General features: G+C 42.0%; 15 protein-coding genes. 6 read left to right on the forward strand and 9 right to left on the reverse strand.

The features are described 5' to 3' along the window. From QZR76_RS12920 to QZR76_RS12945, 6 genes are all read right to left on the reverse strand, one after another. The gene (locus QZR76_RS12920) at positions 1-1254 is read right to left on the reverse strand and encodes a pitrilysin family protein (protein WP_308572731.1); all 1254 of its coding nucleotides are present in this window, start codon (positions 1252-1254) and stop codon (positions 1-3) included. Next, entirely contained in the window at positions 1254-2294 is a 1041-nt protein-coding gene (locus QZR76_RS12925; RefSeq protein WP_294143225.1) for a hypothetical protein, read from the reverse strand. The genes QZR76_RS12920 and QZR76_RS12925 overlap by 1 nt, the downstream gene beginning before the upstream one ends. 119 nt (positions 2295-2413) lie before the next feature. Continuing rightward, positions 2414-2953, reverse strand: coding sequence for a DUF4924 family protein (locus tag QZR76_RS12930; RefSeq protein ID WP_294143226.1), 540 nt, complete (start codon positions 2951-2953; stop codon positions 2414-2416). 9 nt (positions 2954-2962) lie between these two features. Continuing rightward, positions 2963-3340, reverse strand: coding sequence for an RNA-binding S4 domain-containing protein (locus QZR76_RS12935; RefSeq protein ID WP_294143227.1), 378 nt, complete (start codon positions 3338-3340; stop codon positions 2963-2965). Between the two features lie 52 nt (positions 3341-3392). Beyond that, on the reverse strand, positions 3393-3962 hold the full coding sequence (gene pth, locus QZR76_RS12940) for an aminoacyl-tRNA hydrolase (protein WP_294143228.1): 570 nt from the start codon (positions 3960-3962) through the stop codon (positions 3393-3395). A 16-nt stretch (positions 3963-3978) separates the two neighbouring features. Further along, the gene (locus QZR76_RS12945; protein WP_294143229.1) at positions 3979-4551 is read right to left on the reverse strand and encodes a 50S ribosomal protein L25/general stress protein Ctc; all 573 of its coding nucleotides are present in this window, start codon (positions 4549-4551) and stop codon (positions 3979-3981) included. Between the two features lie 404 nt (positions 4552-4955). Here QZR76_RS12945 and QZR76_RS12950 point away from each other — a divergent pair, with 404 nt between their 5' ends. Further along, complete coding sequence (locus tag QZR76_RS12950; RefSeq protein WP_294143230.1) at positions 4956-5126, forward strand: 4Fe-4S binding protein; 171 nt, start codon at positions 4956-4958, stop codon at positions 5124-5126. A gap of 44 nt (positions 5127-5170) precedes the next feature. Here QZR76_RS12950 and QZR76_RS12955 read toward each other — a convergent pair whose 3' ends face one another. Further along, positions 5171-5713: a 5-formyltetrahydrofolate cyclo-ligase gene (locus QZR76_RS12955; protein ID WP_308573215.1), complete on the reverse strand. Its 543-nt coding sequence runs from the start codon at positions 5711-5713 to the stop codon at positions 5171-5173. 209 nt (positions 5714-5922) lie between these two features. On the opposite strand from QZR76_RS12955, the gene QZR76_RS12960 reads away from it, so the two are divergent. Both QZR76_RS12960 and QZR76_RS12965 read left to right on the forward strand, forming a co-directional pair. After that, entirely contained in the window at positions 5923-7506 is a 1584-nt protein-coding gene (locus tag QZR76_RS12960; RefSeq protein WP_294143231.1) for an NAD+ synthase, read from the forward strand. Between the two features lie 17 nt (positions 7507-7523). After that, positions 7524-8243 carry a Crp/Fnr family transcriptional regulator gene (locus QZR76_RS12965; RefSeq protein WP_294143232.1) on the forward strand — a complete coding sequence of 240 codons (720 nt, stop codon included), beginning with the start codon at positions 7524-7526 and terminating at the stop codon, positions 8241-8243. A 149-nt stretch (positions 8244-8392) separates the two neighbouring features. On the opposite strand, the gene QZR76_RS12970 is transcribed toward QZR76_RS12965, so the two are convergent. Next, the gene (locus tag QZR76_RS12970) at positions 8393-8842 is read right to left on the reverse strand and encodes a regulatory protein RecX (RefSeq protein ID WP_294143233.1); all 450 of its coding nucleotides are present in this window, start codon (positions 8840-8842) and stop codon (positions 8393-8395) included. A 48-nt stretch (positions 8843-8890) separates the two neighbouring features. After that, positions 8891-9742 (reverse strand): peptide chain release factor N(5)-glutamine methyltransferase, encoded by an 852-nt coding sequence (prmC, locus tag QZR76_RS12975; protein WP_294143234.1) that lies wholly within the window; start codon positions 9740-9742, stop codon positions 8891-8893. A gap of 109 nt (positions 9743-9851) precedes the next feature. Between prmC and cls the strand changes: the two genes are divergently transcribed. The 3 genes from cls (at position 9852) to QZR76_RS12990 (ending at position 15156) form a co-directional block, all read left to right on the forward strand. Then, positions 9852-11306: a cardiolipin synthase gene (gene cls, locus QZR76_RS12980; protein ID WP_294143235.1), complete on the forward strand. Its 1455-nt coding sequence runs from the start codon at positions 9852-9854 to the stop codon at positions 11304-11306. Between the two features lie 106 nt (positions 11307-11412). Next, complete coding sequence (locus tag QZR76_RS12985) at positions 11413-13860, forward strand: bifunctional UDP-N-acetylmuramoyl-tripeptide:D-alanyl-D-alanine ligase/alanine racemase (protein ID WP_294143236.1); 2448 nt, start codon at positions 11413-11415, stop codon at positions 13858-13860. An 18-nt stretch (positions 13861-13878) separates the two neighbouring features. Beyond that, the gene (locus QZR76_RS12990; protein ID WP_294143237.1) at positions 13879-15156 is read left to right on the forward strand and encodes a M64 family metallopeptidase; all 1278 of its coding nucleotides are present in this window, start codon (positions 13879-13881) and stop codon (positions 15154-15156) included. Positions 15157-15521: the final 365 nt, after the last annotated feature.

The raw sequence follows: 15521 nt of genomic DNA on the forward strand, positions 1-15521 counted from the left end.
TCATTTGTATAACAGAATAGACTGTTTTTCCAAATCAAAAACCTCCCGTGCCACCTCCATCAACATTTCCGGTGTAATACTCTCTATCTGGGCATAAACATCTTCCAAGTTATCCACTTTATCGTACACTAAAAAACTTTTTCCGATAGAAAGCATCAGGTTTTCATAATTCTCCGAAGAGATGGTAATCTGTCCTATCATCTGAGCCTTGGCTCTTTTCAATTGTACGGGGCCTAACTTCTCTTCATAGAGCAAACGCATCTCTTTCCGGCATAAATCCAAACACCAAGCTGCATTCTCTTTGTCACAACCGAAATAAACCATACAGGCCCCCGTATCCGAATAAGGAGTATAGGAGGCTTCTATATTATAAGCCAAACCATAACGCTCCCGGATGTTCAGGTTCAATCGGGAGTTCATTCCCGGCCCTCCCAAAAGATTAACAAGCAGCGATAAAACCACTCTCTTTTCCTGCGTCTGGTCGTAGGCAACATTTCCGATAATACAGTGACTCTGATAAGTATCTTTGTCTTCTTTCACGAAGCGAGGTAAATAGATCTCCGGTTTAGTTCGTCTTAAAATCTCTGATCCCCTCGGGTAAAGGGCAAAATACTTTTCAACCAAACGAACGATTTTTTCGAACGGCATATCTCCCACCGAAGCAATAACCATTCGCTCGGGATTATAATTCCGTTTCACAAAATCAAAAATCATTTTCCGATCAATACGCTGCACGGCAGCCTCATCACCCAAAATATTTCTACCGATAGGATACCCTTTGTAAATTAACTCCTCAAAATCATCAAAAATCAATTCTCCGGGACTATCTTTATAGGAATTAATTTCATCCAACACTACATCTTTCTCTTTCTCAAGCTCTTTCTCTGGAAATACGGAATGGAAAACAATATCTGCGAACAACTCCAGAGTCCGCTCGTAATCTTTCGGCATAAAAGTGGCGTAAATGCAGGTGTCTTCCTTGGTTGTATAAGCATTCAGCTCCCCACCGACATCCTCTAAACGACTTAAGATATGATAAGCTTTCCGCTTTTCCGTTCCTTTGAAAATAACATGCTCTATAAAATGAGCCACTCCCAACTCCTCTTCCCGTTCGTCACGACTTCCGGCATTTATAATCAACCCGCAATAAGCCGCTTTATTCGGGATATCATAATGGATTAACCTTAACCCATTCTCAAAAATATGTGTTTGATACATTTTTACATCCTCATTTGCCTGTCCACAAATCCCCATTACTGTATAAATAGATTTCCACCCGATAACTCCAAAACCACTTTACTATCGTATTTTTTATCCCCGATAACTCCTTTTCTCCAAATGATGTTTTTTTCGGTCGCAGGCTGCATTTCCAATTGAAAGGATTCCGGCAGATCCACCTTTACCCCCCGATTGCATTTTAAACTTAAATCATAACCCGCTCCTTCCCCAAACGTCAAACCCAACTTAGTCGAAGAACTTTTGATCTCCACGGCAGCAAAAGAGAAATGAATGTTCCGAACATTAACTTCACCCCATCGGGTCTTCATCTGCAAAGAATCTCCAACATCTTGAATTTCATATTTTGTGTAAAAAGATTCTGCCGTTAAACGATCGATCATTCCCAGGAAACAGGTTCCTCCTGAGGTTTTCAAATTTAAATTATCAGCCTCCATCAACTGTAATGTCGTCGAAGTACAATTCAATTTTACATCTTTTCCCTCTCCGATTTTTACTTTGGCCGACTTAAAGTCTCCTTTTAACTGTGTCAGTTCTTCCACTTCGAACTCCCCTCTGGAGAAATTAACCATAAAGACCCCCTCCTTTACGGAATGAGCCTTAAAATTTCCGGAAATACTTCCTACACTCAGATTTCCTACGAAATCTCCTAAAAGGATATTGCCATCCTCCACCTCCAATTTTACATTTTTCCCTACCGGTACCTTAATGTGATAATCCACATTCACAATTACGGATGACATCCTTTGTAAGGTACTCATATCTTTTTCAAAAACGGTCTTTACATCCAGAAGCTCTCCCTCTTCCTGCACCTGTATGTATACATATTTCAGTAGCTCATCCAGCTTTGCACCGGATTTTCCTTCTAACGCAATAACAGCTTCGATCTCCAATTCGTTGCCTTCCTGACGAACATCAATGTTTCCGAAACGATTCCACACTCTCAGTTCTTTTACGGCAGAGGCAGGAAAACTCTTTTTAAATGTTTTGGAACGACTTTCCGCCCGACATGCTATTCCCAACAAGAGCAGAATAGCCATAAACACCGCTTTTTTCATAACAAATGATTTAGATTTGATTAAAACTTATTTTTCAATCTTCCTACCATCCATACTCCGCAAGCAGACCTATCTGCCCGATCTCAAAGTTAGGAATATTATTTAATTATCAATCATTTTCACTCTTTCTCTTCTTCCAAACGTTTGTAGGCGGCAGACAAATAAGCCAGCATCCGGCTGAAGGATTCCATCGCCGTTGTCGTTTGCGCATGTATCTCCTTCTTTTGTAATTTAAGCATCAGGTTTCCATAAAGAGCATGCAGAGCCAGTTCCACGTCGGAAACCTCCTCGGGTAAATCGGATTTACGGCGATAATCCAGTAAATTATTTGCCGCAGCCATAAAAATAGACTGATAACGAACATCATGAACCTGATGTAAAAGATGATAATGCATCTCCGTCAATTCATTCACCATATTTTTAATCACTTGTAAATGTCCTTCCCGGGTCACCTCCTCTTTCTTCATCATCTCGATCAAATTATCATACCAATCCAGCATCTCTTTCCGAGTCGATTCATCTACTCGGAAACCACTTACGATATGTTGATTAACCAGAGCCATATCCAAACGTAAGGCCCTTAACATATCCTCCAACTGCCACATGTAAAGGATATATTCTGCTATGTTATTTTCTCTCTTCTCGCGTGCAATCAGCATAAATCAATATTAAACGTCACCCTTCAGTTTATCTATCAAACGTCGATCCCGTTTGGTCGGACGTCCCGTACCCCGATCCCGGTGTTCAAACATCATATGCGTCCCCTTCAAGATATCCAATCTCTCTTGGGGCGTAACCTCCTCCACAAAATCAACAGCCAATTGAGCAGACATACGTTTATCCGTAATCTGTTTGACAACATACTCTCTCTCGATCGGAGGTATACGTACTTTCACGACCTCACCGATCTTTACCTCCCGCGAAGCTTTCACGTGCACGTCTCCGATAGAAACATGTCCCTTCCCGCAAGCCTCGGCAGCCTGCGAACGAGTTTTAAAAATTCGTACGGCCCAAAGCCATTTGTCTATCCTTACCTTCTCGTCCATATTTATGATTCAATCTCACAATCACGTCATCTTCCAATCGTCAATTTAAAATCTAAAATTTACAATTATTAAACTGACTCATCGTTTTTCCAATCCCCACAAAAATAAAACTTTTAATAATCTCTCCGCAATGTTCCAGCATCGGAGGCATTTTTTCTTCCTGCTCCTGGGTCCAATGTCCCAACACATAATCGACTTGCCCTCCCCTGGCAAAATCATTACCAATCCCGAAACGCAAACGGGCATAAACCTGAGTACCCAATAATTCGTTAATACTTTTTAAGCCGTTATGCCCTCCGTCACTCCCCTGTCCTCTCAATCGAATCGTTCCGAAAGGCAAAGCCAGGTCGTCCACGATAACGAGCACATCCGATAATTCGATTTTTTCTTTCTGCAACCAATAAGCCACCGCTTTTCCGCTCAGGTTCATATAAGTATTCGGCTTCAGTAAAATCAAGGTTCTCCCCTTTACTTTTACCGTAGCCACGGCCCCGTAACGCTTATCTTCAAAAACAGCATTGGACGCCTTAGCAAAAGCGTCCAATACTTTAAATCCAATATTATGTCGTGTATTCTGGTACTCGGGACCTATATTTCCCAATCCCACAATAAGATATTTCATCTTGTTTTCTTACAACTTATTTAGCTTCAGACTGTGCAGCTCTTGCAGCTCTTGTTAATTTAACCTGAGCAACAACAACACTCTTTGCGTTCACGATCTCGATATGCGGGAAATCCAAATCTTTCACTTTTATAGATTTACCTACGCCCAATTTCTCTACATTCAAAACGAGTTCATCAGGCATATCCTTCGGAAGAGATTTTACTTTCAACTTACGGCTTACCAATACTAATTTACCACCGGCTTGCACACCCTCGGCAAAACCTTCCGTTCTCACGGGCACCTCAATCACAACTGGTTTATCATCAGCTGTTTGATAGAAGTCAATATGCAATACCCGGTCGGTTACAGGATGGAATTGGATCTCTCTCATTACGGCATCGTAAGGTTTTCCATCAAGCATCAATTTTACAAGGTACACGTTAGGAGTATATAAAAGCTTTTTTAAGTCACGTTCCATAACGGCAAAATGTACGTTAGCTTCACCACCGTAAAGTACACAGGGAACTTTTTCTTCGACTCTCAGAGCTTTTGTCGCTTTTTTTCCTAAATCACTTCTTACTTCTCCTTTTAATTCAAATACTTGCATAATCTTTATTCATATGTGCTACTCAAATGCGAATTAAAGTCCCGGGGTTATAGACTATATCCGTATTCCCATTGCACGATTTTATAAACCCCCGCTCTTAAATTTTGCCGCAAAGTTAAAGAAATAATGACAAAATACAAATCCTTTTTCCTTATACCGGCAAAATAATATAGTACACACTCAACAACTAAGGTTATCCGATCTTGTTTAACCAATAGATTTTTATAGTATCAAATTCTATTTTTCCTACCACCGATGAACTACAGAACCTTTATAAATGCAAAAAATGCAAAGAATAGAACAAATCTAAATTCTATGATTTTGGTCTTTTTATAGTCAAAAAATTTTTTGTTTCAATTATAGATTCTAATTTTGCGGCATTATTAACAAATAAATTTATAGAAATGGCTTACGTAATATCCGATGATTGTATTTCTTGTGGAGCATGTGAATCAGAATGCCCGGTTGGAGCAATCTCTATGGGTGATGATCACTATCAAATCAATGCTGACGAGTGTATCTCTTGTGGAGCATGTGCAGGTGTATGCCCGGTTGACGCTCCGAAAGAAGCATAATCATCATAAAAAAGATCCAAAAACCGTCCTAAAGGACGGTTTTTTTATGCCTCATGAATCACCTTATCCATTCGCACATCCAATTCATCTACCGGAACATTTTCCAGAAATTGGAAATCAAAACATACCCCTACCTTTTTAGCCACCCGTGTCTCTTTTAATATCCGATCGTAGTACCCGCGTCCGCGCCCTAACCGATTTCCTTGCGCATCAAAAGCCACACCAGGTACAACGATCAAATCGATGGAAGGATAATCCGTGTATAACTCACCTTGTGGTTCCAATATTCCAAAGCTTTCCCCGGGAGCAAGAGAATCCACCCCCTTAAACATACGCAATTCCAAAATATCTCCTTTCACGCAAGGCAACAAAATAACCTTCTTCTCCGCCCATTTACAAACAAAATCATGCGTATGTACCTCGTCTTCCATAGACCAATACAACAAGACCGTCCCGGCTTGCAGAAAAAAAGGATCTTTTTCCAGCTGTTCCCAAATGGAGCAGGACATTTTCTTCTTCTCTTCCAAAGTGTAACAGCTCTTTAACTCTTTCATCCGTTTCCGGATTTCTTTTTTTTCTATCATCATAAACTTATACAAATTTCTATTCGTTATTTCAGCCCAAAATTCGTAAATTTGCCTCAGGAAAACAAAATTCATCCGTTATAAACAGAGAAAATTACCTACGACAGGTATCAACGCGAGAAACAGCTAAAAATCTTCATCTTCATAACGGAAAGGATTGGTTCTATAAACTTAAAATAAGTCATGCTACCCGGCAGTTCAATGAAGGAATTATGAAAATAACAATACCTCAGATCAATTACCATATCGGTGATATACAAAAGAATCAGGCGCTTATATTAAAAGCAATCCAAAAAGCGAAGTCGATGAAAGCAGACCTCGTTGTATTTCCGGAACACGCCGTATGCGGGGCTTACCCCCAAGATCTGTTCGAAAAAGAGTATTTTGTAAACGCCTGCCGGATCAGCATCGAGAAAATTGCCGAGGCCTGCGATTCGATAGCCGCTTTGGTAGGATGCCCGAACCTTGATATAGAAGACGGCATCCTGTACAACGCCAGCTTTTTTATGTATAATAAAGAAGTTCGGGGAGGAGCCAACAAAACAATCCTTAGCGATTACGATGTATTTGACGAGAGCCGCTATTTCATTGCCGGAGAAGAAAATACAGCCATCCGCTATAAAGATCAGAATATCCGGGTCATTTTTGATGAATACGAGGCAGAAAGCATACAAAAGACCGACTCGATCATCATTCACGTCGGAGCGACTCCTTTCACTACAGAAAGTTATGCTTACCGGAAAGAGGTATTCGCCTCTATGGCTAAAAAGCAAAGAATCCCCGTTATTTCTTTAAACCACGTGGGCGCAAATACTTCCCTCATATTCGACGGCAACACACTGGTATTTAACGCACAGGGAATCCTTACACACCGGTTAAACGCTTTTGAGGAAGATTTCTTATTGATTGACACCTTTCAACTGGCAAAGAGCAAGCCTCTCCAGGAAAAATTGCCGGAGAGAATACAATTAATACACGATGCCTTAATTTTAGGAATAAAAGATTACTTCAAAAAAAATAATTTCACCAAAGCCATATTAGGTCTCTCCGGTGGTATCGATTCGGCTGTCGTTGCCGCCTTGGCTGCAGAAGCCATTGGAAGTGAAAATGTAAAGGGAATATTAATGCCTTCCTGCTATTCTACGGATCATTCCGTGAAAGATGCCGTAGACTTGGCCAACAACTTACATATGCCTCATGAGACTTTACCCATAAAAGAGATATACGAATCCTTTTTAAATACTCTAAAACCCGTATTCCAGGATTTGCCCTTCAACGTGGCGGAAGAGAATCTTCAGGCACGTATCAGAGGTTCTCTGGTCATGGCCATGTCAAATAAATTCGGAAATATCCTATTAAATACATCCAATAAAAGCGAAGCGGCAGTAGGTTACGGAACCCTATACGGAGATTTATGCGGTTCTTTATCCGTTCTGGGAGACGTATACAAAACGGAAGTATTCCAACTGGCCCGATTCATTAATCGGGAGCGGGAACTCATTCCGGAAAATACCATCTTAAAACCGCCTTCGGCTGAACTTCGGCCCGGGCAAAAAGACCAGGATTCTCTCCCCGACTATCCCACATTGGATGCCATATTAAAATTATACCTGGAAGAAAACCAGTCCAAACAAGAGATCATCACTCAAGGATTTACCCCGGAGATTGTAGAAAAAACGATCACGATGGTAAACCGGAACGATTACAAAAGGGCACAATGTCCTCCCATTTTAAAAGTCAGCAAAAAAGCTTTCGGGAACGGACGTCGTATGCCCCTCACGGCCAAATTATCGTAAAGTAACCAACAAGACCTATGAGAACAATTAAAGACAAGGAATTACACGAAAAATATTGCAATATTTGTATCGATAGCCCGAACTCCCTCTTTGCCGATTTGGATGAAAGCAGCAAGAGCATCATCCGACAAACCAGCATCTGTAAAAGCTATAAAAAGGGAGACCTGATATACGAGGAAGGAAATAAGCCTTTCGGACTTATTTGTTTGATCACCGGGAAAGCCAAAATTATCAAAAAAGGAGTTTCGGGGAGAGACCAGATCGTTCGCATGGCCAAACCGGTAGGATTTATCGGCTATCGGGCCTTCTTTGCCGAAGAAAACCATATTGCCTCAGCGGAAGCCATCGAAGACTCCATCGTATGTATCATGAAAACAGAATTAATCTTCGGGATCGTCCGAAGTAATTCCGATGTAGCCATGAACGTGATTCGTGCCTTAGCTACCGACCTCGGTTTTTCCAATCGCCGGACTGTTACCCTTACTCAAAAACATATCCGGGGACGATTGGCCGAATCGTTATTAGTGTTAAAAGAAACTTACGGATGCGAGGAAGACAACCAAACTCTAAAAGTTTGCCTCTCCCGGGAAGACATTGCCAATCTCTCCAATATGACAACCTCCAACGCCATTCGCACGTTATCGAATTTCGCCTCGGAAGGAATAGTGGAGCTAAACGGCAAACAGATTAAGATCACCGACATGGAAGCCCTGGAAAAAGTCAGTAATTTGGGGTGAATGCGTTTCACCCTAAATCAGACCGATCTATGCAAGCCGAAGTTCACTCCCCGGCCGATAATCCGCCTCTATTCCACCCTCACCCATTTTACGGCATCAGCTACAATAGGCTCACCCCAAATACTCGGATTATCCTCTATCCCATCAAATCAAAGTCGCTTTAGGCAACGAGCTACGACCTCGTAACTAAATCCCCGGGCAAGGGCATAACGGAAAAGTTTAGCTTTACGCTTACGGGAATCCTCTTCTTTCAGGCTTCGGCTCTTTTGTTTCAGCAAGGAGATACATACTTCATCATAGTCCTCTTCGGGTAAAGCCCTCAAGGCCTCGGCAACGATATAGTCCGGAATCTGTTTTTGCCGAAGCATCAGTTCTATCTTCAATTTTCCCCAACGGTTAAACCGAAATTTATCCTTCGCGTAAGCCCGGGCATAACGTTCGTCATCGACAAAATGATTTTTTACCAGAAAAGCCATAACTTCCGCAATATCCTTTTCAGACAACTCCCAACGTTGCAATTTCACGGTAATATCGAAACGACAATACTCTTTTTTACTACATTGAGCCGCAATTATTTGTAAAGCCTTTTTTACATCCATCGTCCTAATTCTAAAACCCGATCTTGTTATCCATTGAAATTTTACAGATTACATCATTTTTGCCGACAGTATCCTGTCTTTACCGTGTATATCCTGTTCTATCTTTACCTCCCCGTATCCCATTTCCGACAGCAAACTCACCATCTCATCTCCCATAGCTTCGTTTATCTCGAAAAAGAGAGTTCCTCCCGATCTCAGGTGGGATTTAGCAAAATCGGCAATCGTACGGTAAAACAGCAAGGGATCTTCATCCGATACAAAAAGAGCCCGTCCCGGCTCAAACTTCAATACGCGATCGTGCATAAATCGCTGTTCCGAAAAACGAACATAGGGAGGATTACTCACGATCACATCATAAACAGGCCACTCCTCTTCTTTCCAACGCAGTATATCCCGCACGTAAAAATCAACGGTTACCCCATTTATCCGGGCATTCTCTTTTGCTTGCCGGACAGCTTCCGGGGAGATATCGACACCCTCCGCTTGCAAACCTCCCACCTGCTTTGCCAAAGCAATAGCAATACACCCGCTCCCCGTCCCTATATCCAAAAGCCGGGCAGGAGCAGAAAGTCCGGAATCGATCACCCGTATAACCAACTCCTCTGTTTCCGGACGAGGAATTAACGTATTTTCATTTAATTTAAGGCACAACCCGGAAAACTCCGTTTCGCCCAAAATATACTGAATCGGCCGATCCGTTTTCAACTCTTCCAGTATTTGTAAAAATTTATTGATAAAGCTTTTATCTAATTGTTCGTGTTTTCTCAGATGGATTTCTATATTTGTATAATGCAAAGTATATTGAAAAATAAGTGAACAAAGAGAGCGGATTTCTCTCTCTTCATAAGTATCTTTTAATACTTGAAATGCGTATTGTTGTAAATCAAATATGGTATTCATAAGGCAAAGATAACAAAATTGAACACGAGAAAATTTGAAAATCAGAAAATATACAGGAAGACAAACATGTTTATAAAATAACAAAATTGAAAAAACGAGAAGTATTAGCATGGCGTGGACGACGATCATATTATATATTATCACTATTTTATATATTATCACCATTATAGGCGTGATGTATACTATCATCATGGAAAACAGGAGTCCTGTCAGGACATTGGCATGGATGCTCGTACTCTGTTTGATTCCGGGGATCGGACTTCTGTTCTACATCTACTTCGGCATGAATTACCGCAGGATTAAAATGTTTTCCATGAAAGGGCTTGGAGACTTCAAATGGCTCCAATACATGAGTGAGGACCAAAAACAACGTATTAAAAAGACCGAACTGTTGAAGAAGGAAGACATGGAAGCCGTACAACGGCTCATGACCCTATTACTGAACAATAGCAAAGCTCTACTTTCCCGTAATAACACGGTAGACATATTAAATAACGGGGAAGAAACCTTTAAAGCCATCTTTCTGGCAATCTCCAAAGCTAAAAAATACATCCATTTGGAGTACTATATCATTGAAAAAGGAGAATTGGGCGAACGGTTAAAAAACATATTGATCAAAAAAGCGACAGAAGGAGTAGAGGTAAGAGTGATATACGATGATGTCGGTTCTTGGAAGCTGCCCAAAAGTTACATCCGTGAAATGCAAGCCGCCGGTATTCAGATCTATCCTTTCCTTCCTGTAAGGTTTCCCTTGTTTACGAATAAAGTAAACTATCGAAATCATAGAAAGATTGTTGTCGTCGACGGAGAGGTCGGCTTTTTGGGAGGGTTAAATTTTGCGGACCGGTATTTACACGGTCTACCCGGAATTGGAATATGGCGCGACACACACCTGAAGATCCGGGGAGAAGCGGTGACCTCACTCCAGGTCGTGTTTCTCATTGACTGGTACTTTGTTCGGCAAGAACTTTTACTTAACAAAGAGGCCTACCTTCCGAACAAAGGCACAGAAGGAAGTGTTATCATGCAGGCGGTCTCTTCCGGCCCCGACAGCGACTGGACGTCTATTCAACAAGCCTATTTCACGTTAATAAATATGGCCAAAAAATACGTGTTTATTTCCACGCCTTACTTTATGCCGGGAGAAACGACCATCAATTCGTTAAAGACAGCAGCAATGAGTGGAGTAGACGTACGCATCATGATACCTTATAAATCCGACTCCCTACTCACCTATTGGTGTACTCGCTCTTATGTCGAAGAGTTACTGGAAGCAGGTGTACGAGTCTTCAGATACCGCAAAGGATTTAATCACAGCAAGTTAATTATCATGGACGGACTCGTTTCGAGTGTAGGTACGGCCAACATGGATATTCGCAGCTTTGAGCAGAATTTCGAATTAAACATGATCATCTACGATCGGAACGTAAGTCGCAAACTGGCCACAGATTTTATGAACGACCTGAAAGGCAGTAGCGAGATCAGCATACAACAATGGAAATTCAGACCCAAAAAAGACAAGATAAAAGAGTCTCTCGCAAGGCTGTTTGCTCCTCTTTTATAACGACCGGGAAAAGGAGAACAACACTCCATTATTTATAACGTCCCTGACGGAAAGATATCCGATTAATTTATACTTTTGCAAAATCAAAGATAATAACAATGGCCGTATGATGTACTCAATCGAAGAAATCGCCCATGTCATCCACGGAGACTTGAAAAAGGGATGTCCTGTAAAAATAAGTGAATATAGCATTGACAGTCGTTCTGTTATTTATGCCGATCAAACCCTTTTTTTCGCTCTAAAAGGACAAAATCACGATGCGCACGATTATATTCTTCCTCTGTATGAAAATGGAGTACGGGCTTTCGTTATCCATGAATACAGATCCGAATTCGATCGATTGACCGAAGCCAGTTTCATACGGGTAAACAATGTGTTATCCGCCCTGCAACAACTGGCCGCACACTACCGCCAGCAAGCGAAAGCCGAGGTAATAGGAATTACGGGTAGTAATGGTAAAACCATTGTAAAAGAATGGCTTTCCCAGCTTTTAATGGAAAATTATCGTGTTTATCGCAGTCCCCGAAGCTACAATTCGCAGGTAGGCGTACCGCTCTCCTTGTTAGGAATAGAAGAGGAGACGGAGATCGCCGTTATCGAAGCGGGAATTTCTCAAAAAGGGGAGATGCAACGTCTGGAACAAATGATCCGTCCGGATATCGGCATATTCACTCACATCGGAGAGGCCCACGATGAAAATTTCATCTCCAGAGAGGAAAAGCTAATCGAAAAAGCAAAATTATTTATCTCTTGTAAAACTCTTATCGGGCAAGCCGGAGAGGTGCTGAAATTTATAAAAAAACAACTTCCGGATCGGGTTCAACTCTTTTCCTGGGGAGAGAGCCCGGAAGCCGTCGTGAAAACCGAAACATTGGAGATCGATGAACATCGTCGCCGGGTAAAGATCACCTACGGTGATACCTCGTTTTCTCTCGTGATTCCGTTTCCCGATATCGCTTCTTTTGAAAACACGATGAATGCCGTTTGCGTACTCTTGATCAAAAGCATACAACCGGACTCCATCACCCGACACGTGGAACATCTCTCTTCCATAGCCATGCGTATGGAAATAAAAGAGGGAATCAATAATTGTATCCTGATCAATGATTATTACAATTCCGATCCCGCCTCCTTTCAATTGGCTCTAAACAGCCTGTCCATACAAGATCCCCACAAAGAGAGAGTGGTTATCTTATCCGATTTTATGGATATAAGCGAAGACAAACAGACTTTATATAAGAATATTGCCATACTGTTACAGCAAGCAAAAATATCCTGTTTTATCGGTATCGGGAAAGAATTAAGAGAGTATCAGCACTATTTCACTATCGACGATTCTCGGTTTTACGAAAATACCGAACAGTTTTTAAAGCAAGAGAACCGGAACAATTTTAAAAATCAAGTTATATTGATCAAAGGAGCCCGGCGTTTCCAATTCGAATTCATTGCCGGCTTCCTGCAAAAACAGTCACACGGTACCATTCTGGAAGTCGATCTGGATGCCATGGTCCATAACTTAAACTATTTTCGCTCTCTCACGTCCGCCAAATTAGCGGTCATGGTAAAAGCGTTTTCATACGGCAGCGGGTCCAAAGAAATAGCTTCGCTCCTTCAATACCACCGGGTAGATTACCTTATGGTTGCTTTTGCAGACGAGGGAATAGAATTACGAGCAGCAGGAATCACACTTCCCATCGCCGTAATGAATCCGGAACGGGAAGCATTCGATAACATGATCACGTTTGGACTGGAACCTGAGATTTACGCTCTCGATATTCTGGAAGATTTCGAAAAGGCTCTCGGTAAACACGGAATAAAACATTTTCCGGTACACGTCAAACTCAACACGGGCATGAACCGTTCCGGGTTCGATGAAAAAGATCTACCGGAATTACTTCATTTTTTCACCCAACCCCGAACGGTATATATCCGTTCTTTATTTTCCCATTTAGCCGGGAGTGATGAAAGCATACACGATGAGTTTACATTAAGTCAAATTCATCTCTTCGAAAACATGACAACCGCGATCCAGGCACATTTTGATTATAAAATCTGGCGACATATCTTAAACTCTGCCGGTATCGAACGTTTCCCACAATACCATTTCGACATGGTCAGGTTGGGAATAGGCTTACACGGGATCAGCTCCGATCACGCTCTCCTAAAGCCTGTGAGTACATTTAAAACCCACATCTCTTCCATTCGGGAAGTACCTACCGGTCAATCGATCGGTTACGGGCGCAAAAGCTATACCGATCGTCCTTCTCGAATTGCCGTCATTCCCGTGGGCTACGCCGACGGATTGAATCGTCACCTAAGCAATCGGATCGGGGAAGTATACGTGAAAGGGAAAAAAGTTCCGATCATCGGAAATATATGCATGGATACGTGCATGGTAGACGTTACCGACACGGATGCTCTCGTGGGAGAGGAAGTGGAAATATTCGGAAAACATATTCCCGTAACGGAAATGGCCCATAAACTCGATACCATACCGTACGAGATATTGACAGGAGTATCTTCTCGAGTTAAACGAGTATATTACAAAGAGTAAAACAATAATTTTTAATTTATGAAAAAAAGAATGCGACTATTATTTCTATCTATCCTTCTGTTTTCGGCAGGAAATAGTTTTGCACAATTCGACACCTATTTCTATAACAAAACACTCCGGCTGGATTATTCCCATTGTGGAGACAACAAACAGGATGAAATCTTTTTTGAGGAATTACGGGAAGAACCCTATTGGGGTGGTTCAAAAACCAATCTAATTGACACCACTTTTTATGGTAACTATTACCTGAATGTTTATGACCTTAAAACCAACAAATTAATCTATTCCAGAGGATATTGCAGTCTTTTCGGAGAATGGAGAATGACCGACGAAGCCCTGACACCCCGCCGCAGTTGTCCGGAAGCCGTAACCATGCCTTTCCCGAAAGAGGACGTACGTATAGAAATCACAGCCCGGAATAAAAAGGGGGCTTTCGTAAAAAAATTCGAGTATACGGTAGACGTAAACAGCTACTTCATCAGTAAAGACCGTCGCCTGGAATATCCCACTTACGATGTGATGTACACGGGTAATCCGGCCAAACGGGTAGATATCGTATTGCTCCCGGAAGGTTATACGGCCGACGAGATGGAGCAATTTAAAGCCAATTGCCGCCAATTCGTGGAAGGGCTTTTCAGTTTCTCTCCTTACAAAGAGAATAAAAACAAATTTAACGTACGGGCCGTACTGGCACCATCGAAAGAATCCGGAGTCGATATTCCGGGAGAGTATGTCTGGAAAAATACAATTTTGAACTCTTCTTTTTACACGTTCAATTCGGAGCGTTATATCATGACTTACGACTTCAAAAGCGTTAAAGACCTCGCTGCCAATGTCCCTTATGATTATATATACATCATCGTGAATACACAGAAATACGGAGGTGGAGCCATTTACAATCATTACGGAGTAAGCATTTCCGGCAATTTACACACGGCCAAAGTATACGTTCACGAATTCGGACATCTTTTTGCCGGATTAGGAGATGAATACGTGGGAGGAGCCGAATACAACGATCTTTATCCTCCCAAAATAGAACCTTGGGAACCGAACTTGACAACATTGACGGATTTCGGGAAGAAATGGAAAGACCTGATGGATAAAAACACCCCGATCCCCACACCTGTCGATCCCGAAAATCCGACCAAATTAGGGGTTTACGAGGGAGGCGGTTATGTATCCAAGGGCGTTTACAGGCCCTGGCCCGATTGCCTGATGAATTCTCTTAAAGGAGAAGATTTTTGTCCGGCGTGCGTGAGAGCCATTCAACAACAAATACGGTTTTATTCCGAATAACCCATTCAAGAAAGTCCGAACGTGCACGTTCGGACTTTTTTATATTCTCATCCCGTACCTAACCCTTCCCTAATCCCTCAACCGCTATACCCCACGTCGAAACCAAAAACTTACCCACTCACGAAATCCGTTTAATTGTAAATTGTAGATTGTAAATTAATTTACGATTCAATTCAAACCTTACTATTTTTTTATCGTCAACCTACAATTGCAAGTGGGATAAACCCTCCGGGGTCGGGACGTTCCCGTCGGTCGTGTAGTCGTTTTTCGTTCACTGTCCCCCGGGACTCGCTACGCTCGAACAGTCCGTCGGACGGCCGTTCCGAAAGCCGGACACGATACTCGCCGTTCACTGTTTATGCCCT

The sequence above is a fragment of the uncultured Sanguibacteroides sp. genome, assembly GCF_900543425.1.
In the GTDB taxonomy this organism is placed as follows: domain Bacteria; phylum Bacteroidota; class Bacteroidia; order Bacteroidales; family Marinifilaceae; genus Gabonibacter.